Source organism: Solirubrobacter soli DSM 22325, from assembly GCF_000423665.1.
Classification (GTDB): Bacteria; Actinomycetota; Thermoleophilia; order Solirubrobacterales; family Solirubrobacteraceae; genus Solirubrobacter; species Solirubrobacter soli.
Window position 1 is genome coordinate 91291 of record NZ_KE384071.1, and the last position, 18190, is coordinate 109480.

Sequence of the window (18190 nt, forward strand, 5' to 3'; positions counted from 1 at the left end):
ACTGTACGGCCCGCCCCGTGAGAGAACCTAAACGAACGTCACGGGTGCAGCCATTTGCCGTGGTGGGTGAAGCGGCCGCGATAGTGCTTGATCCTCGCCCCGGTGCGCCTCGGCGGCTTCTTCACGCTGGCCGTCGCGACCTTCCGCGCGAGTGTCGCGGTGCTGACCGCCTTGGCCATGTCGGCCTGGATCTGGACCGCGCTCAGCGGGCGGTCGTAGACGCGGATCTCGTCCAGCCGGCCGCGGAACCACTCCGGCCAGATCGCGTTGCCGCCGAAGCGCAGGGGCTGCGTGCTGGCGCGCAACGTCCCGATCTGGGCGCGGGTCCCGGTCTGGACGCCGTTGACGTACATGCGGATCGTCGCCCCGTCGTAGGTGACGGCGAAGTGCGTCCACGTGTTCAGCGCCGGCGCGGCGGTCCCGCGCGCCCACAGGTCGCCGCTCGTCGCCATGTGCCCGCTCGGGAGCCCGCCGTCGCCGAACGGGTACAGCGCCCACGCCAGGTCGCTCGCGGTCTCCTTGAGCGCCAGCGTGCGCCACCCGCTTCCCCCCGTCGGGTACGCCCAGCCCTCGAGCGTCATCCCGGTCGTCACCCGCAGCGACGCGCTGTCGGCGACGGTCACCCAGTCGTTGACGCCGTCGAAGTCCAGCGCCGAGCCGAACCGGCCCGCGCTCGTCCGCGCCGGGCCGTTGAGCGTGCCGGTGTTGCCGTTGCCGGACGCGTCGGCGGTCGTGGCACCGGCGGTCTCGTCGAAGCCCCAGGCGCCGACGAGGCCGGAGGAGGGCGCCACGACCGAGAACGTCACCGGCACGGTCTTCGTCTGGCTCGCGCCGACGAGGGTGACCGTCGCGTTGTAGGTGCCCGGGCTGAGGCCCGCCGGATCGGCCGTCAGCGTGACGGTCGCGGGCGCGGTCCCCGAGGCCGGCGACGCGGACAGCCACGCGGCGTCGTCGGACACCGTGAACGCCAGGGCTCCGTCGCCCGCGTTGCTCACGGTCAATGGCTGCGAGACCGCGCCCTGTGACGAGGCCAGGGTGACCGCGGCCGGCGCGACGGCGAGCACGGGCGGGAGCGGGGTCGCCGAGCCGTAGGCGGCGCCGGAGACCGGACCGTCGCTGTAGCGCCCGCCGATCGCCCACGTCGCGGGCAGCGCGGTCAGCGTCGTGCCCGCGCTCGTGCGCTCGAGCCCGCCGCTGCCGCCCGCGCGGTCGCGCCAGGCCAGTTGGCCGGTCGAGTCGGCGGGGTTGAGCAGGGCGAACCAGTACGCGGTCCCGTTGACGAGGTTCACCGGCGCGTTGAGGGCGGCGCTGTTCCACGCGCCCGCGGTGGGTGCGGCGATCGTGCCGGTGCCGAGGAGCGCTCCCGCCTCCCCGCCCGCGTCGGCGTAGAGGCCGAGCACGACCTTGGACGCTCGGCTGGAGGCGTCGAGGTAGAGCCGCAGCGAGCGCGCGGGGCCGGTCCGGGACGCCGTGATCCGGTAGACCTCGCCGTGGCCGGCCGCGGCGGAGGACGTGTTCGTCCCGATGGCCTCGGTGCCCGCGAGCGGCACGTCGGCGGTGGTGTCGGTGAACGTCGCCGTGTAGGTCGCGGTGCCGGAGGCGGGCGCGGTGATCGTGTGCGTGCTGCCGCCGCCGTCGCTCCACGAGGCGAAGCTGAACGCGCCCTGCGGGGTCGGCGCGGCGACCGTGGTGGCCGAGCGCGCGATCACGGTGCGGGTGAACGGCGCCGCGAGCGTGTCGCTTGCGAGCGAGAGCTGCAGGCCGGCCGGGACGGTCGTCAGCGTCAGGTCCGCGGTGCGCGGGTTCAGCTGAACCGTCTGCGTCGCGGTCAGCCCGGCCGCGTCGGTCGCGATCAACGACAACTCGAGGTGCGAGGGGTACTCGTGGTCGGGCGCGACGAAGCTGCCGGAGGCCACGCCCACGAAGTCCTGGATGTGGTGGGTGTGGCAGTTGGTGGCGTCGGTGCGCGAGCAGTGGCGCATGTCCAGTGCCCAGCGCAGGGACGCGGCGGGCAGCGTCGCTCCGGCGCTGTTGCGGGCCGAGCCGGAGAAGCTGATCGTGTCCCCGACCGCCCACGTGGTGGCGTTGGTCGGGGTGGCGATCGTGACCGTGGGCGGGGCGCCGACGGTGATCGTCGTCGAGGTCGTGCCGGTCGAGCCCACCGTGTCGGTCACGCGCAGGCGCACCGTCACGGTGCCCGCGGAGGGGTACGTGAACGAGGGCTTGGCGGCGGTCGAGTCGTCGTAATCGCCGTCGCCGTCGAGGTCCCAGGCGTAGGTGAGCGCCTGACCGTCGGGGTCGCTGGACGTCGTCCCGTCGAAGGCGACCGTCAGCGGAGCGAGGCCGGAGGTCGGTGTCGCCACGATCCGCGCGGTGGGCGCGCTGTTGTTCGCCGCGATCCGGCGGACGGTCCCGCCCGCGAGGTCGGCGTAGTAGAGCGCGCCGTCCGGGCCCTGGGTGAGGAAGACGGGGCCCGCCGCGCCGGCGAGGAACGTCTGGCGCGTCGCCATGTCCGGCAGGCCGTTGGCGCCGGGGTAGGCGACCCAGATGCAGTTGCGCGAGTAGTCCGCGAAGAAGAGCGCGTTCTTGTAGGCCGCGGGGAAGGCGTCGGCGGTGTAGAAGGCCAGGCCGGAGATCGAGGACGAGCCGGTCGTGCACGTCTCGTTGGCGACGATCTTCTCGTTGTGGTTGTAGGCGAAGTACGGCGCCTGCACCGCGCCCGTTCCCTGCGCGTAGAGCGTCTCGCAGTTGTCGAGGTTCAGCGCGTCGTAGGAGCCCATCCGCGGCGTGCCCTCGTAGCACGGCCAGCCGTAGTTGCGGACCTGGCTCGCGTCCGGGACGCGGTCGATCTCCTCCCACGTGTTCCAGCCGACGTCGCCGGCCCAGATCTCCCCCGTGCCGGGGCGGAACGTGAAGCGGAACGGGTTGCGGAAGCCGTGGGCGACGATCCGGCGGCGGTTCGGATCGGCGTTGCCGATCGCCGGGTTGCCCGCGGCGGCGGCGCCCGTGTCGGGGTTCACCCGCAGGATCGCGCCGTCGAGCGAGGCGGTCTGGGACGTCGGGCGCCGGAAGGACTGCGCGCGCAGCGCTCCGCCCTGCGCCGTGGGTGGGGTGAGCGTGGCGCTCGGCGGGTCGCCGCACGGGTTGACCGGGCTGCCGTCCTGGCCGTAGTCGGCCCAGTTGAAGGAGGCGCCGTCGCCCGCGCTGACGTAGAGCATGCCGTCGGGGCCGAAGTCCAGCGTGCCGATCGAGTGGCTCGGATACTGCTGGCACCAGTCCTCGATCAGGACCGTCTCGGCGCCGGTGGTGGAGATGCGGCTCAGGCGCCCCGTGACGACGCAGCCGTCGGCGGTCGGGCCGGGCGGGGTCGGGCAGCCGTCACCCCAGCGGGGCTGCTGGGTCGAGTCCGGCGCCTTGTCATAGGCGTAGAGGACGTAGACGTACGGGCGGCCGGTGGTGAAGCCGGGGTCGAGCGCCATGCCGAGCAGGCCGCGATCCCAGTAGTCGTGGACCTTGCTCCGCAGGTCGACGAACTGCGTGGGCGTGGTGTCGTTGAGGTTGTCGAAGACGTTGACGATCCCGCTCTTGGAGGCCACGAAGACACGGCCGTCGGCGGCGAAGCGGATCACCGTCGGGTTCCCGAGCCCGCTCCACACCGTCGTCTCGGTGAAGCCCGCGGGCAGCGTTCCCGCCAGCGCCGGTGCCGCCAGGGGCGCCCGCCCGAACACCCCCGCGACAGCTCCCGCAGGTGCGGCTAGGGCGGCGGCGAGCAGCACGCCGACGATGGTCAGACTCCGGACCAGGCGCATCCGCCGACCCTACGTCTCATGAGAACCGGTCCGCTACTACACCTTGGTTCAGTGCTTCGAGCCTCGTACGTCCGCCGAGTCGCGCTTGCAGACCGGCTCCGCGTTCGTACGGTAAGCGCGTGCGCCGCCCCTCGGCTCCCATGCTCGTCGCCCTGCTCGCGCTCTTCGTCGCCCTCGGCGGCCCGGCGCAGGCCAAGCACCTGATCAACGGCAAGGACATCCGCCGCGGCACCGTCTCGACGACGCAGATCAAGGACGGCACCGTCGCGGTCCGCGACCTCGCGCCGAGCACCGTGCGCACGCTCCTCGGCACCCCCAACAGCTCGATCACGTGGGACAAGCTCGCGGGCGGCGCGATCGGCACCTTCGCGATCGCCGACGGCTCCGTCGCCGCCGCCGACATCGCCGACGGCGCGGTGGGCGGGTCGAAACTCGCCGACGGAGCCGTGACCGGCGCCAAGGTCGCCGACGGCACCTTGACCGCCGCGGACATCGCCCGCTTCAGCGGCGCCTTCCGGATCCTCGCCGACGACCTCGGCACCATCCGCGCGCACACCTGCTGGAGCCGCGAGCCGCGCGGCCTCGCCCCGGAGACCGCCGGCGCCGACATCTCCCAGGACGCCCTCCTCGTCGTCCCCCGCGGGTCCTTCAACGGCCAGATCTTCAGCTTCAACTACAAGACGAACGCCTCGAACCCGAACGACCCGGGCGCGGTCAGCCGCTTCGTGTTGACGCTCTGCAACCGCACGGACGCCGACGAGACACCCCCGTCGATCGCGTTCAGCTACATCGTCTTCGACCTGCCCTAGGCGTACTTCCGGGCGACACGCTCGGCTGACGCCGGGTAGCCGCCGCCGAAGAGCGCCGCGTGCACCAGCAGCGGGAAGAGCTGGTAGAGCTCGACGCGGTCCTCGTGGCCCGGGGCGAGCGGGTAGCGGTCCTCGTAGGCGTTGAGGAACGCTCGGCCGGGGGCGCCGAAGAGACGCAGCATCGCGAGGTCGACCTCCCGGTGGCCGCCGTACGCGGCGGGATCGATCAGCCAGGGCCGCCCGTCGCGACCCCAGAGGACGTTGCCGCTCCAGAGGTCGCCGTGCAGGCGGGCGGGCGGCTCGGGCGGGCCGGCGAGGTCGGCCATCCGCGCGCAGATCGACTCGACGGCCTTGTTGCCGAAGCGGGTGAGGCCGGCGTGGGGCAGAACCGCGAGCAGCCGCCGCTCGGCGTAGAACGTCGCCCAGTCCGGCGTGGGCGCGTTGGGCAAGGTCAGCCGCCCGAGCCGCATCGTCTCGCCGCCCTGACGCGGCGTGCCGAACTCGTCCGCCCCCGCCGCGTGGACCGCCGCGAGGCCTGCCCCGAGCGCGGCGGCGTCGCCGCGTCCGCCCTCGTCGACCCAGTCGAGGACGAGGACGTCGTCGCGCACGCCGAGGACCTCGGGGACGCGCAGGGCGCCGGGCTCGGCGAGCCAGCGCAGGCCGGCGGCCTCGGCCGCGTACTCGCCCGGCGCGACGTCGTCGCGGGTCTTGACGAACGCGAAGCTCTCGTCGGTGAACTGGACGCGGTAGGCCTCGTTGATGTCGCCGCCGCCGACGCGCTCGATCCGGCCGATCTCGCGTCCGGTCGCGGCGCGAACCGCGTCGTCAAGGCGCACCGCGCGACCCCCGGGACGCCCGAGACCGCGCGGCCGGGGCCTCGGCGCGATGGGCCGGGCTCCTCACCGGAGCGCGTCGAGCAGGCCCTTACAGGCCGCCTCGACCTGGTCGAGGACCTTCTCGAAGCCGTCCGGCCCGCCGTAGTAGGGGTCGGGGACGTCGAGGTCGGGCGAGCCGATCGACGCCGGGTCGAACTCGCGCAGCAGCCGCGCCTTGCCGGCGACGTCGCCGTCCGGGGAGAACGTGCGCAGCTCACGGAGGTTCTCGCGGTCCATCGCGAGCAGCAGATCGAAGTGTTCGAAGTCGCGCGGGCGGACCTGGCGGGCGGCGCCCTCGAGCGTGATCCCACGGGCCGCGGCGGCGGCCGTGGCGCGGCGATCGGGCGAGTCGCCCGCGTGCCAGGAGCCGGTGCCGGCGCTGTCGATCTCGAACTCGTGCTCGAGGCCCTCGTCACGCACGAGGCGTCGCATCACGCCCTCCGCCGTCGGCGAGCGGCAGATGTTGCCCATGCACACGAAGAGAATCCGGTTCATCGCGGGCGTCCTCCCTCTTGCGCCACGGCCTGTGCGGCGAGCTCGACGCCCGCGGCCAGCGCGGCCTCGCGGTCGCCGGGCCAGACCGACAGGAAGCCGGCGGCGAACGCGTCGCCCGCGCCGGTCGTGTCGACCACGTCGTCGACCGCGACGGCCCGCGTGACGATCCGCTTCAGCCCATCGCTCCAGTACGCCCCGTCGCGCCCTTGCTTGACCGCGAACTCCTTGACGCCGGGCAGGTCGCCGCCGAGTGCCGCGAGCTCGTCCTCGTTGGGCAGCAGCAGATCCACCGGGCGTGCGCGGTGCAGAAAGGCGGGGTCGTCGATCAGCAGCGCGGCGGACGCGGGGTCGACGCTGATCGACATCCCCGCGTCGCGCGCCCGGTCCATGGCCTCGAGCGCCGCCCCGCGTGACCCGGGCCGCATCAGCGAGTAGCCCGACACATGCAGGGTCGCGCCCGCCTCGAACACGTCGTCGGGCAGCTCGGAGGCCGACAGCGCCGTGTTCGCGCCCGGGTCCGGCAGCATCGTGCGCTCGCCGCCGGGGCTGACGAGGACGATGCAGGTCCCCGTCGGCAGGTCCAGATCGACGCCCACCCGCAGATCGACACCGTCCATCGCGCTGAGCGCGACGTTGCGCGCGTCGTCGTCTCCGACCCGTGCGATCAACGTGACCTCGACGCCCGCCCGCGCCAGCCACGCGGCCGTGTTCGCGCCGGCTCCGCCGGGCCGGAGAGAGATCCGCGCGGGCGTGTCCGACGCCACCGCGAGCGGCGCGTCATGAAACGCGACGACGTCGAGCATGACCTCGCCGAGCACGACGACGCGCTTCACCGCGCGCCTCGCCGGCCGTGCCCGCTCGTCGCGTCACCGCGCCGCGCGCTCATGCCGCCGCGATCTCCGCCGCCAGCGCGGCATTGCGCAGCACCAGGCGGACGTTGGCCCGCAGCGACTCGCCGTGCGTCTCGGAATGAAAGCGCTCCAACACGAACGGGGTGACGTCGCGGCCGCGGACGCCCGCCTCCGCGGCGGCGGCGAGACCCTCCACCAGCGTTCGCTCGTGCAGGTCCGGGTCCATCTGCTCGTCCAACGGATTCGCGACCACGACGCCGCCCGGCGCACCCACGGCGAGCCGCGCGCGCAGGACGTCCGCCGCTTCCGCGGGCGAGTCCACCCGCCACGGCACCGGCAGCCCGCTCGACGTCAGATAGAACGCCGGGAACGTGTCGGTGCGGTAGCCGAGCACGGTCACGTTCAGCGTCTCCAGTCGCTCCAAGGTCGCCGGGATGTCGAGGATCGACTTCACACCCGCGCAGACGACGCAGATGCCGACCCGCGCCAGCGTGCCGAGGTCCGCCGACTCGTCGAACGTGTCGGCCGCGCCACGGTGGACCCCGCCGAGGCCGCCTGTCGCGAAGACGCGGATGCCCGCCCGCTCGGCGAGATGGGAGGTCGCGGCCACGGTGGTCGCGCCGAACGCGCCCCGCGCGAGCACCGGCGCGAGGTCGCGGACACCGCACTTGGCGACGCCGTCGGTGTTCGCCAACGCCTCCAACGCCTCGTCGTCGAGCCCGATCCGCACCTCGCCGCCGACGATCGCGATCGTCGCCGGCACGGCGCCCTTCGAACGCACCACGTCCTCGATCTCGCGCGCGACCCGCAGGTTGTCGGGCCGCGGCAACCCGTGGGCGATGATCGTGCTCTCGAGCGCAACGACAGGACGCCCCTCCTCGAGGGCCGTCCGGACTTCTTCGTGGACCCGCATCGCGCGCCCACGTTAGCGCCGAACCTAAAGGGGCCTGACCCCTTTAGGTTTGCCGGCGCCGCCCGGGGAGCGGGGCGACGCCGGCCGGGGGCAGCTAGGCCGCGGTGGGCGTGTCGTCGTCGCCGGGGTCGTCCTCGGCGAGGATCTTGTAGAGCGCGCGGCGGGTGTCGGCGAGGATCTTGCGGGCCTCGTCGGTGTGACCGGCGGCGGCGACCTGCATGGCCGCGGCGCCGACCTGGAACATCAGGCCGCGGAGGTCGAAGACGCCCTCGTCCATGCCGCCGGTGGCGGCCTCGAACGGGTCGCCGAGCTCCTCGCGGTTGTTGGCGACGTAGTCGCGGCCTTCGGCCGTGAGCTCGAACGCCCGCTTGCCCTCGGACTCGGCGGCCTTGACCAGGCCCTCGTCCTCGAGCTGCTGGAGCGCGGGGTAGACCGAGCCGGGGCTCGGCTTCCAGACGCCCTCGGTGCGGCGCTCGATCTCCTGGATCAGCTGGTAGCCGTTCTGCGCCTGCTCCTCGAGCAGGAGGAGCATCGCGGCGCGGACGTCACCGCGACGGGCACGCCCGCCGCGACCGCGGCCGCGGTGGCCGCCGGGACCGCCCCAGGGCGGACCGCCGGGGCCGGGGCGGGTGGGATCTCCCCAGAAAAAGGCCTTGAACTGCCGGGGGTCGCCGCCGAACGGGCCGCCGCGGCCCGTCATGAACGCGACGAGGTCCTCCCAACCGCGGGGACCGCGGTGGTGGTGGTGGTGCTGGTGGTGGCGACGATGACCGCCGCCCCAGGCTTCTGCGGATGCAGCATGCATGTCGGAAGTCCTTTCGCTTCGATCTATTCCGATGCATCAACGATATATCGGAACCTATCGTCTGTCAAGCTCATCTCAGAAATTCGCGCTTCCGTACGATCAGTAAGTGGCCGACTCCCCTCCCACATCCCGCATCGCCCGCACCCGCCGCTTCGGCGGGCTCGTCGCCGGCCAGGGCCTCAGATGGGCCGGCACGCGCGCGGCGAACACGCTCCGCAGCGACGAGAAGGCCGACGCGGCCACGGGTGAGCGCGCGGCGGCGACCGCCCGCGAGCTCGTCAAGCAGCTCGGCCAGATGCGCGGCGCGGCGATGAAGATCGGCCAGGTCCTCTCGACCGTCGACTTCACGGCCATCCCCGAGTCCGAGCGCGAGGAGTTCAAGCAGACCCTCGCGGCCCTGCGCGACGACGTCCCGCCGCTCCCCTTCAACAAGATCGAGAAGCTGCTCAAGGACGAGCTGGGCGAGAAGCTCACCGACGTCTTCAGCGAGTTCGAAGAGCAAGCCTTCGCCGCGGCGTCGATCGGCCAAGTCCACAAAGCGGTCACGACCGAGGGCAAGCGCGTCGCGGTCAAGATCCAGTACCCGGGCATCGCGGAGGCGGTCGAGACCGACCTGCGCAACATGCAGATGATCTTCCCACTCGTGAAGCGCCTCGCCCCGGGCCTCGACGTCAAGGCACTCGGGCAGGAGCTGCGGGAACGCATCGGCGACGAGCTCGACTACGAGGTCGAGGCGCAGAACCATCGCGCGATGGCGCGCGCCTGGCGCAACCACCCGTTCGTCCACGTCCCACCGGTGGACACACAGCGCTCGAGGAGGCGCGTCCTGGTCACCGAGCTGATCAGCGGCAAGCGCTTCGAGGAGATCAAGCGGCTCCCGGAGGCCGAGAGAGACCGCTTCGGCGAGATCGTCTTCCGCTTCTTCTTCGGCACGCTCAAACACACCCGCCGCGCGAGCGGCGACCCGCATCCCGGCAACTACCTCCTGCAAGACGACGGCAAGGTCGGCTTCCTCGACTTCGGCCTGATGCGCGTCGTCGACGCCGACTACCTCGAAGGCGAGCGCCAGCTCGCCCAGGCGGTCGAGCGCGGCGATGCCGCAGCGGTTCACCACGGCCTCGCCCGCCTCGGCTACCTCCCGCAGCCCGACGAGTTCGACGAGAACCGCCTGCTCGACCAGATCCGCACCGCCGGCGAGTGGTACCTCGAACCGGGCTTCAGGCGCCTCAGCCCCGCCTACGTGACCGACCTGATCGACCGCGGCTCGAGCCCCCGCAGCGCCTTCTTCGAGGAGATGCGCCGCCAGACGATCCCACCGCAGGCGCTGCTGATCCGCCGCATGGAAGGCCTCGTGCTCTCCACGCTCGGCGAGCTGCGCGCCGGCGCCGACTTCTCCAAGCTCGGCAGCGAGTACTGGAGCGACGCGCCGCCGAGCACTCCGCTCGGCGTCCAAGACGCCCGCTTCTGGGGGTTACCCGGATATACCGGCTAGCGGCGCGCCCGTACGCTGCGCCGACATGCTCGCCGCCGCCGCCACCGCCATCGCCCTCCTGCCCGGGGTCCTCACGAACACGGTCCCCGAGGTCAAGCAGCAGACCCCGCTCCCGATCCTGCTGCCGAACAACTTCTACAGCGACTTCGACCCGGTCTATCCCTACGGCTCCGGCGACAAGAAGTCCTACGACATCGGCGTCGCCGCGGCGCCCGATTGCGGCGGCGCGAACGCCTGCTTCGCCGCCAGCTTCTCGGCCCAGAAGGGCGGCAAGCCCTACGGGAAGGGCAAGGTCACGCTGACCAAGGGCCGGCACGGGCGCTACCAGCCGCTCGGCTGCGGGGCCTCGTGCTCACCGCCGTCGATCAGCTGGAAGGAGCGCGGCGTGACCTACACGATCCAGGCCAAGGTCGTGGGCAAGCAGAGCGACCGCGCGCTGCTGGTGAAGATGGCGAACGAGGCGATCAGGCAGGGACCGCGGTAGCCCCGGCCTCGCGCTCGGCGGCGATCAGCACCGCGTCCAGCAGGCCCGGGAAGCGCGCGTCGACGTCCTCGCGGCGCAGCGAGACGTGCCGGTGCGTGCCCTCGGCCCGCGTATGCGTGATGCCCGCCTCGCGCAGCACGCGGAAGTGGTGCGAGCGGGTGGCCTTGGAGATGCCGAGCTCGAACGTCCCGCAGGTGCGCTCGCCTTCGGCCGCGAGCTGACGCACGATCGCCACGCGCATGGGATCGCTGAGCGCGGCCATCACGGCCGCCAAGGTCATCTCGTCCAGATGAGGCTCATCGGAGTGCATGGTTCGACAGCCATCGTACTAGGCGATCCTCGCGAGCGAATTCGTCGCTGCTTCGGTCGCTTGGAGAATCGCTTCGCGGATTCTCCCACGTGCTACGTTCCAGAAGCAATGTTCGAAGATCGTCGAACTTCCGATGCCCTCCCCTCCCTGACCGCCGCGCTCGCGTGGGGCGCGATGTTCCCCATCGCCGCCTCCGCGATCCACCACGTCGACGCCTTCCACCTGACCGCGGTGCGCTACCTCGTCGCCACGGCGATCTTCCTCGGCCTGCTGGCGCTGATCGAAGGCGGCCGCGCCCTGCTCCCCCAGGGCCGCGCGCTCGAGCTGTTCATCCTCGGCACGCTCGGCTTCGCCGGGTTCAACCTGTTCACGTATCTCGCGCTCGAGCACGTCCGTCCCCAGGACGCCTCGCTGATCGTGGCCACCTCGCCGCTGCTGACCGTCTTCGCCGTCTGGCTCACGACGCGCCAGAAGCCGAGCAGAACCACCTTCGGCGCGATGCTCGTCGCCCTGTTCGGCGTGATGCTCGTGATCACGCACGGCGACCCCTCCGCACTGGGCGGCAGCGCGGGGGACCTGCTCGTGCTCGCCGGCGTGGCCAGCTTCGTCGCCTACACGACCGGCGCGCGCCGCTTCGCCGACTTCTCCCCGCTGCGCTACACCGCGCTGAGCGCGACCGGCGGCACGCTGACGATCCTCGCCGTCACCGCGATCCTGACCCTCACCGGCACGTACCCGATGCCGAGCGCCGCCAACTGGGGCGACGCGTGGACGCAGACGATCTACATCATCGTCGCCGGCGCCGTGATCGGCGTGCTCGCCTGGAACGAGGGCGTGAGGCGGATCGGCGCGGCCAACGGCGCGCTGTTCATGAACCTGGTGCCGGTCGTGACCTTCGCGGTCGAGATCGGCCGCGGCTACCGGCCGGGCGAGTTCGAGATCCTCGGCGCGCTGCTGACGATCGGCGCGCTCGTGTTCGCCAACCTCGCCGCGCGCCCCCGCCGGGTCCTAGAGCCCGAGCTCGCGAACGCCTAGCTCGTCCGCGCCGAGATGGTGCGCCAGCTCATGGCGCACCGTGCGGGTGACCTGATCGCGCAGCAGGTCCGGGTCGTGCCCGAAGTCCCGCAGCAGCGTGTCGCGGAAGATGATGATCCGGTCGTGGTAGTTGTCGCGGGCGACCGTGTCGCCCTGGTAGAGCCCGTAGGCGCCGGCCTGGCGACCCTTGTCGGAGATCACGACCGGCACGCGGTCCAGCGCCTTGATCAGCAGGTCCGGCAGGTCGTCGAGCGCCTCGCGGACGAGCGTCTCGAAGTCATGGCGGTCGTACGGGTCGAGCGCGAGGAACTCGCCCTCGTCCGGCTCGGCGGCGAGGTTCTCGCGTGCCAGCTCCTCCGAACGGATCACCAGCCGCTCGAACTCGGCCTCGTCCTCGGGGTCCTGATAGTTGGCCATCTTGCTCACGATCAGCCCGATCGCGAGCGCCGCGACCGCCGCGCAGACGACGACGATCGCGAGCACCTCGAGGAAGCGCAGCCAGCCACTCGGCGACAGGCCCTGGAGCAGGGTCGCGGCGGTGAGCGCCACCGCCAGGCACAGCACCGTGGTGAAGGCGACCCGTCGCCCGGTCGGCCAGCGCGAGAGCATGAGATCCAGGCTACCTGAGTGACCTTGCGATCACGAGACGTTGGATCTCGTTCGTGCCTTCGTAGATCTGCGTGATCTTCGCGTCGCGCATGTAGCGCTCGACCGGGTACTCGTTGACGTAGCCGTAGCCGCCGAGGACCTGGACGGCTTCGACGCTCACCGCCATCGCCGTGTCGGAGGCGAACAGCTTGGCCATCGCCGAGTACTTGCCGGCGTCGGGCTCGTGGCGGTCGATCTTCGACGAGGCGCGGTAGAGCAGCTCGCGCGCGGCGGCCGTCCGGGTCTCCATGTCGGCGAGCTTGAACTGGATGCCCTGGAACTCGGCGATCGCCTGGCCGAACTGCCGGCGCTCGTTCGCGTAGGCGACGGCGTGGTCGGTCGCGCCCTGCGCGATGCCGACGGCCTGGGCGGCGACGCCGAGCCGCGAGTGGTCGAGCGTGCCGAGCGCGACGTTCATGCCCTTGCCCTCGGTCCCGATCAGGTTCGAGGCGGGGATGCGGACGTCGTCGAAGATCGGCTGGCCGGTCGGCGAGCCCTTGATGCCGAGCTTGTGCTCGAGCTTGCCGACGGAGAACCCGGGGCGGTCGGCCTCGACGACGAAGGCGCTGATGCCGCGCGAGCGGCCGGCGCTGGGGTCGGTCTTGGCAAAGACGATGTAGAAGTCGGCGACGCCGAGGTTCGAGATCCAGTTCTTGGTGCCGGTGACGATCCACTCGTCGCCGTCCTTGACGGCCTTGGTGATCATGCCGCCCGGGTCCGAGCCCGCCTCGGGCTCGGAGAGCGCGAACGCGGGCGACCACTCGCCGCTCGCGCACTTGGGCAGGAACCGCTGCTTGAGCTCGTCGGAGCCGAACAGCTTGATCGGCAGCGTGCCGAGGTCCTGCAGCATCAGGATCAGCGCCGTCGAGGCGCACGCGCGGGCGACCTCCTCGATCGCGACGCTGAGCATCAGCGCGCCGGTACCGGTCCCGCCGTACTCCTCGTCGAACGGGAGGCCGAGGAGATCCTGCTCGGCGAACAGCTTGCGGAGGTCCCAGGGGTACTCCGCCTTGGCGTCGATCTCGGCCGCGCGCGGAGCGACTCGCTCGCGCACGATCTGGCGGATGGTGTCGCGGAAGTCGACCTGATCCGGTGTCAGGGCATACGCGTCAACGGCGCTTGTCGGCATCCCGTCCAGCTTAGTTTGCTCCGGAGTTCGGCTGGGGATGCCAGCACTGTGGAACTCGGAACATCACTCTTCCTGATCGCCGTCGGAGCGATCCTCACGTTCGCCATCAACGCGAGCATCAGCGGCATCGACATCGCGACCGTCGGGATCATCCTGATGATCGTCGGCGTCGTCGGACTGCTGATCTCGCTGCTGTATTGGGGCCCACGCCGACGGAGCGCCGTTGTCGAGCGCCCCGTCGTTCGTGACCGCGAATACCTCTAGAGGCCTTCCGGGTGGCGGGCGGTGTAGCCGTCGCCCGGACGCATCTCGGTGCTCCAGCGCGGGCCATTGCCGCCGTTCCAGCCGGTGTCGAACCGCAGGCCGGCGACCACGAGGTAGGAGTGCCCGCTGTTGGCATAGCTCGTGATCCACTGCCCCTCGCCGGCCTCGCCCCAGGACATGAACTCCGTGGAGTTCATCGGCCGGCTGACCAAGCCGGCGCCATGCAGGGCATAGGACTCGCTCCCCGAGCAGTCGTAACCAGAGTCTTCCCAATCCCCGTGGCCGCCGCCGTACTTGTACGGCTTGCCCACGATCTCGTTCGCGGCGGCGATGACCGCCGCGACCTCGGGCGGTGCGCCAGCAGGCGCGACCGCCAGCCCGTCGGACCCCAGCGTGGCCTTACCGGTCGGCGCAGCGACGGGCTGCACGCCTCCCGTGTTCTGCAGACCGGCAGCGTCCTGGCCGACCTGGCCGCGGAGCGTCGCCGCGTCCTCGCGGGTCACGACGCCGTCGATCGGCAGCTTGGACCTGCGTTCCCAGGACCGCACACGCTTCTTCGTGCCGGGGCCGAACTGACCGTCGACCGTGGTCTTGAGCCCGACCTTCGTCAGGAAGTCCTGGAGGACGCGGACGTCGGTTCCGCGCATTCCCTGGCGCAGATCCCGTTCTCCGAAAGTGATGCGGCGAGCGTCTGCCTGAGCGACAGGCAGCACTAATACAGCCAAAAGCAAGCCCGCACAGAGCGTGCGACAGCGTGACAAGACGATCTCCTCTTTCCGACCGCCTACGGGGTTAGCTGTCGGGCTCGCGCGGAAAGCGTCGCGCTACACCGCATATTGCGGCGATTCGCCCCCGGAGCAGTGACCCCTGCTCCAAACCTTGGTTCCCCCGCCCGCTCGTGACCTCGGTCAGTCGCGGCTCGGCGTTATGTCCCGTGTTCCGGCGGGGACTGTAGCTGATCCTGGAGCGGATAGCCTCCCCGATTCGGGTGAACTTAATCCAGACACCTTTCAAAAGCACGTTCGATATCGCCACCTCCGAGCTCGATCCGCCCTTCGCCGTGATCGACCTGGATGCCTTTGACCACAACGCTTCCGACCTGCTCAGGCGGGCTTCCGGGGTGCCGTTGCGGCTCGCCTCGAAGTCCCTGCGTGTGCGCGCTCTACAAGATCGAGCGTTGGCCGCCGGGTTCGCCGGAACGCTGTGCTTCACCCTCCCGGAAGCGCTCTGGTTGGCGGAAAACGGGTCCGACGATCTGGTCGTCGGCTACCCGACGGTGGACCGGAAAGCGTTGCGTGCGCTGGCTCACAGCGACGCCCGTGAGCGGGTCACGTTGATGGTCGACTGCATCGAGCATCTGGACGCGATCGAGGCCGCCGGCGGGGACGGTCCGATCCGGGTCTGCATCGACATCGACGCGGGTTGGCGGATCGGTCTTATGACGATCGGGGCGAAGCGCTCACCGCTGCACGATTCCGAGCATGTGACAAATCTTGCAAGCGCAATCGTCTCGCGCGGGCTACTGCTGGACGGTCTGATGGCCTACGAAGGGCAGATCGCCGGCGTCGGGGACCATCCGCCCGGGAAGCCGCTGCTGCAGCTCGTGCTGCCGATCGTGCAGGCGTTGTCAGCGCGCGAACTCGCGCGCCGGCGGGCGGAGATCGTCGCCGCGGTGCGGGCGATCGCGCCGCTGCGGTTCGTCAACGGCGGCGGCACGGGGTCGATCGAGCGCACGGCGGCCGAGCCGGCCGTGACCGAGGTCGCCGCCGGCTCGGGGCTCTTCGGCCCGACGCTCTTCGACACCTATCGCTCCTTCAAGCCCGCGCCCGCGGCCTGGTTCGCGCTGCCCGTGGTGCGCAAGCCGTCGCCGAAGCTGGCGACCGCGCTCGGCGGCGGCTACCCCGCGAGCGGTGCCCCGGGGCGCGACCGTCTCCCGCGCCCCGTCCTGCCTGCCGGGTTGAAGCTGGACGCTCGCGAGGGCGCGGGCGAGGTGCAGACGCCGCTGCTCGGTCGCGCCGCCGCGGCGTTGAAGGTCGGCGACCGCGTCTGGTTCCGCCACGCCAAGGCGGGCGAGCTGTGCGAGCGCTTCGACGTCGTGCACCTGCTGCAGGGCGGGCGCCTGGTGGACACGGTTCCCACCTACCGCGGCGAGGGCAAGACCTTCCTCTAGTCGTAGTACTCGAGGTTCTCGCCGAGGCGCACGAGGCTCCGCTCGCGGCCGTTGCCCCACTGGATCTTGTTCGAGTCGGGGTAGACCGAGTACCAGACCTCGTCCTTTGTGGAGAGCATCATCAGCCGGACGGTGTCCTCGCTCGCGTTGAAGACCTGATGCGCGCCGTCCGGTCCGACGGCGAACGCCGCCGTGTCCCCCGGCCCGAGCACGTCGGTTCCTTCGGGGTGGCGCACGCTCACGCTCCCTTCGAGCACGACGATCCACTCCTCGTCGGACTCGTAGTGGTACGGGCACAGCGCCTGGCCGGGCGGGAGCTCGTAGATCGAGGCGCCGATCCGGCTCGCCCCGATCCGGGGCCCGAACCGGTCCATGCCCGCGCGAAAGCCCTCGGGATCGGCGTCGTCGTACTCGAAGGTCGGCTTGAAGATGTTGAACGTCTTCATGGACCCAGGATGTCGCGGATCCAGGCGTTGGCGAAGCGACCCTGCGGGTCGTAGGCGGCGCGGATGCGCTGGAAGTCGTCCCAGCGCGGGTAGCGCGGGGCGAGCTCGTGGCTCGTCAGGAAGCTTCGCTTGCCCCAGTGCGGGCGGCCGCCGAGCTCGGCCATCGCCGCCTCGACCTCCCTGAACGCCGGCTCGTACGGCATGCCTTGGAAGACGTGGACGGCGACGAACGCGCTGTCGCGGCCGTGGGCGGGTGAGAGCAGGGCGTCGTCCCCAGCGGTGAAGCGCAGCTCGATCGGAAAGCTGACGTCGTGGCGCTCGAGGGCATCCCGGGCGGCGTTGAGCGCCGGTACGGCGTGCTCGCGCGGGACGCTGTACTCCATCTCCTCGAAGCGCACCAGGCGGTCGGAGGCGAAGATCGCGTAGGACCAGTCGACCCGCTCGCGCTGGGAGGCGACCCTCGAGGCGAAGCGGTTCAGGCTCGGGATCGTGCGCGGGAAGCGCTTGGCGACCTCGTTGACGGCCCGGAACGCGTGGTTCTCCAGCAGGATGTCCGAGACGTAGGCGCTCGCCTTGTTCGGGGTGGCGGGGGCGTCCTCGGTGCGGTCCAGCGTGCGCGTGATCGCGACGTCCGCGTGCGGGAACGTCCAGAACTCGAAGTGGTCGTGGGCGTCGGCGCGCTCGTGCAGGTGCTCGAGGACAGGCCCGAGCGGCTCCGGCTTGTCGGTGTGACGCAGGCGGAACGCGGGCACACATCGAACCGTGACCGCCGCGATGATCCCCAGCGCGCCGAGGCTCACCCGCGCGGCTTTGAGCTCGTCGCCGTCGGTGATCGTCCGCTCGCGGCCGTCGGCGTCGATCAGCTCGACGCTCTTCACTTGGCCCGAGAGGTTCGGCAGCCTGGTGCCGGTGCCGTGGGTACCGGTGGCGAGCGCGCCCGCGAGCGACTGGACGTCGATGTCGCCCAGGTTCGGCATCGCGAGGCCGCGCACGTGCAGCTCGCGCGACAGCGCTTTCAGGCGGATCCCGCTCTCGACGCGGACGTGCGTGCCGTCGACGTCGAGGACACGGTTGAGGGCGTCGAGCGAAACGAGCGTCCCGTCCGTGACGGCGCCCGCGCTGAAGCTGTGGCCGGCGCCCGCGACGCGGATCGGGCCGGGCGCCGTGGCGACGATCTCCGCCAGCTCGTGGCGGGACCTCGGCTGCGCGAAACGCCGGGGAGTGGCGCGTTGCGAACCGGACCAATTGACCCATTCCACGCTTGCGCACGGTACCGTCAAGGCGATGGATGTCGCGCCTGAGCGGGTGGCGGAGCTGCAGCGTGAGGGGTCGATCCAGCTGATCGACATCCGCGAGCCCTACGAGTGGGAGGCCGGCCGGATTCCGGGTGCGCGCTTCCTGACGATGGGCGAGCTGACCGCGCAGGCGGGCACGATCCATCCGGACACGCCCGTGGTCTTCTACTGCCGCGTGGGGGGACGCTCGGCGATGGCCGCCAACGCGTTCCGCCGTGCGGGCTATGACGCGTACACGATGACCGGGGGCCTGATCGAGTGGGAGGCGCAGGGATTGCCGCTCGAGCCCGACGATGGGCATGTAGCGGATCACTGATCGCGGTCTTGCTCTGCGCGGCGCCCGCCTCTGGAGCGCCATCG

Annotated in this window: 19 protein-coding genes and 1 riboswitch; of the genes, 7 read left to right on the forward strand and 12 right to left on the reverse strand. The window is 71.3% G+C overall.

The annotated features are described in order from the left end of the window. Positions 1–38 precede the first annotated feature (38 nt). Positions 39–3809 (reverse strand): PQQ-dependent sugar dehydrogenase, encoded by a 3771-nt coding sequence (locus G569_RS60610; RefSeq protein WP_084286119.1) that lies wholly within the window; start codon positions 3807–3809, stop codon positions 39–41. 119 nt (positions 3810–3928) lie between these two features. On the opposite strand from G569_RS60610, the gene G569_RS59765 reads away from it, so the two are divergent. Continuing rightward, a complete protein-coding gene (locus G569_RS59765) occupies positions 3929–4618 on the forward strand; it encodes a hypothetical protein (RefSeq protein WP_157592554.1) in 690 nt (229 codons plus the stop codon). On the opposite strand, the gene G569_RS54580 is transcribed toward G569_RS59765, so the two are convergent. From G569_RS54580 to G569_RS0136275, 5 genes are all read right to left on the reverse strand, one after another. Further along, entirely contained in the window at positions 4615–5454 is an 840-nt protein-coding gene (locus tag G569_RS54580) for a fructosamine kinase family protein (RefSeq protein WP_053227519.1), read from the reverse strand. The genes G569_RS59765 and G569_RS54580 overlap by 4 nt on opposite strands. 63 nt (positions 5455–5517) lie before the next feature. After that, a complete protein-coding gene (locus G569_RS0136260) occupies positions 5518–5988 on the reverse strand; it encodes a low molecular weight protein-tyrosine-phosphatase (RefSeq protein ID WP_028067033.1) in 471 nt (156 codons plus the stop codon). Continuing rightward, entirely contained in the window at positions 5985–6821 is an 837-nt protein-coding gene (locus tag G569_RS0136265) for a carbohydrate kinase family protein (RefSeq protein WP_028067034.1), read from the reverse strand. Before G569_RS0136265 ends, G569_RS0136260 begins: the two co-directional genes overlap by 4 nt. Before the next feature lie 49 nt (positions 6822–6870). Then, positions 6871–7752: a pseudouridine-5'-phosphate glycosidase gene (locus G569_RS0136270; RefSeq protein ID WP_028067035.1), complete on the reverse strand. Its 882-nt coding sequence runs from the start codon at positions 7750–7752 to the stop codon at positions 6871–6873. 94 nt (positions 7753–7846) lie between these two features. Then, the gene (locus tag G569_RS0136275; protein ID WP_211233186.1) at positions 7847–8557 is read right to left on the reverse strand and encodes a PadR family transcriptional regulator; all 711 of its coding nucleotides are present in this window, start codon (positions 8555–8557) and stop codon (positions 7847–7849) included. A 106-nt stretch (positions 8558–8663) separates the two neighbouring features. Between G569_RS0136275 and G569_RS54585 the strand changes: the two genes are divergently transcribed. Together G569_RS54585 and G569_RS54590 are read left to right on the forward strand one after the other, a co-directional pair. Then, complete coding sequence (locus G569_RS54585) at positions 8664–10049, forward strand: ABC1 kinase family protein (RefSeq protein WP_037501744.1); 1386 nt, start codon at positions 8664–8666, stop codon at positions 10047–10049. 25 nt (positions 10050–10074) lie between these two features. Beyond that, positions 10075–10533, forward strand: coding sequence for a hypothetical protein (locus G569_RS54590; RefSeq protein WP_053227520.1), 459 nt, complete (start codon positions 10075–10077; stop codon positions 10531–10533). On the opposite strand, the gene G569_RS0136290 is transcribed toward G569_RS54590, so the two are convergent. Then, complete coding sequence (locus G569_RS0136290; protein WP_028067037.1) at positions 10514–10843, reverse strand: ArsR/SmtB family transcription factor; 330 nt, start codon at positions 10841–10843, stop codon at positions 10514–10516. The two genes, G569_RS54590 and G569_RS0136290, sit on opposite strands and share 20 nt — an antisense overlap. A gap of 108 nt (positions 10844–10951) precedes the next feature. Between G569_RS0136290 and G569_RS54595 the strand changes: the two genes are divergently transcribed. Further along, on the forward strand, positions 10952–11878 hold the full coding sequence (locus G569_RS54595) for a DMT family transporter (RefSeq protein ID WP_053227521.1): 927 nt from the start codon (positions 10952–10954) through the stop codon (positions 11876–11878). Here G569_RS54595 and G569_RS61835 read toward each other — a convergent pair. Both G569_RS61835 and G569_RS0136305 read right to left on the reverse strand, forming a co-directional pair. Next, entirely contained in the window at positions 11852–12487 is a 636-nt protein-coding gene (locus G569_RS61835) for a metallopeptidase family protein (protein WP_053227522.1), read from the reverse strand. The two genes, G569_RS54595 and G569_RS61835, sit on opposite strands and share 27 nt — an antisense overlap. Before the next feature lie 10 nt (positions 12488–12497). Further along, the gene (locus G569_RS0136305) at positions 12498–13655 is read right to left on the reverse strand and encodes an acyl-CoA dehydrogenase family protein (RefSeq protein ID WP_053227523.1); all 1158 of its coding nucleotides are present in this window, start codon (positions 13653–13655) and stop codon (positions 12498–12500) included. Positions 13656–13703: 48 nt separating this feature from the next. Between G569_RS0136305 and G569_RS0136310 the strand changes: the two genes are divergently transcribed. Beyond that, entirely contained in the window at positions 13704–13919 is a 216-nt protein-coding gene (locus G569_RS0136310; protein WP_028067039.1) for a DUF6458 family protein, read from the forward strand. Here G569_RS0136310 and G569_RS59775 read toward each other — a convergent pair. Continuing rightward, a complete protein-coding gene (locus G569_RS59775) occupies positions 13916–14566 on the reverse strand; it encodes a peptidoglycan-binding domain-containing protein (protein ID WP_053227524.1) in 651 nt (216 codons plus the stop codon). The genes G569_RS0136310 and G569_RS59775 overlap by 4 nt on opposite strands. Before the next feature lie 118 nt (positions 14567–14684). Further along, positions 14685–14854: riboswitch (cyclic di-AMP (ydaO/yuaA leader) on the reverse strand. Between the two features lie 53 nt (positions 14855–14907). Between G569_RS59775 and G569_RS0136320 the strand changes: the two genes are divergently transcribed. Beyond that, positions 14908–16089 carry an amino acid deaminase/aldolase gene (locus G569_RS0136320; protein ID WP_245602662.1) on the forward strand — a complete coding sequence of 394 codons (1182 nt, stop codon included), beginning with the start codon at positions 14908–14910 and terminating at the stop codon, positions 16087–16089. Here G569_RS0136320 and G569_RS54610 read toward each other — a convergent pair. After that, positions 16086–16535, reverse strand: coding sequence for a cupin domain-containing protein (locus tag G569_RS54610; RefSeq protein WP_053227525.1), 450 nt, complete (start codon positions 16533–16535; stop codon positions 16086–16088). The genes G569_RS0136320 and G569_RS54610 overlap by 4 nt on opposite strands. Then, positions 16532–17794: a D-arabinono-1,4-lactone oxidase gene (locus tag G569_RS0136330; RefSeq protein ID WP_053227526.1), complete on the reverse strand. Its 1263-nt coding sequence runs from the start codon at positions 17792–17794 to the stop codon at positions 16532–16534. The genes G569_RS54610 and G569_RS0136330 overlap by 4 nt, the downstream gene beginning before the upstream one ends. Before the next feature lie 25 nt (positions 17795–17819). On the opposite strand from G569_RS0136330, the gene G569_RS0136335 reads away from it, so the two are divergent. Next, the gene (locus G569_RS0136335) at positions 17820–18146 is read left to right on the forward strand and encodes a rhodanese-like domain-containing protein (protein ID WP_028067389.1); all 327 of its coding nucleotides are present in this window, start codon (positions 17820–17822) and stop codon (positions 18144–18146) included. The last annotated feature ends 44 nt before the right edge of the window (positions 18147–18190 follow it).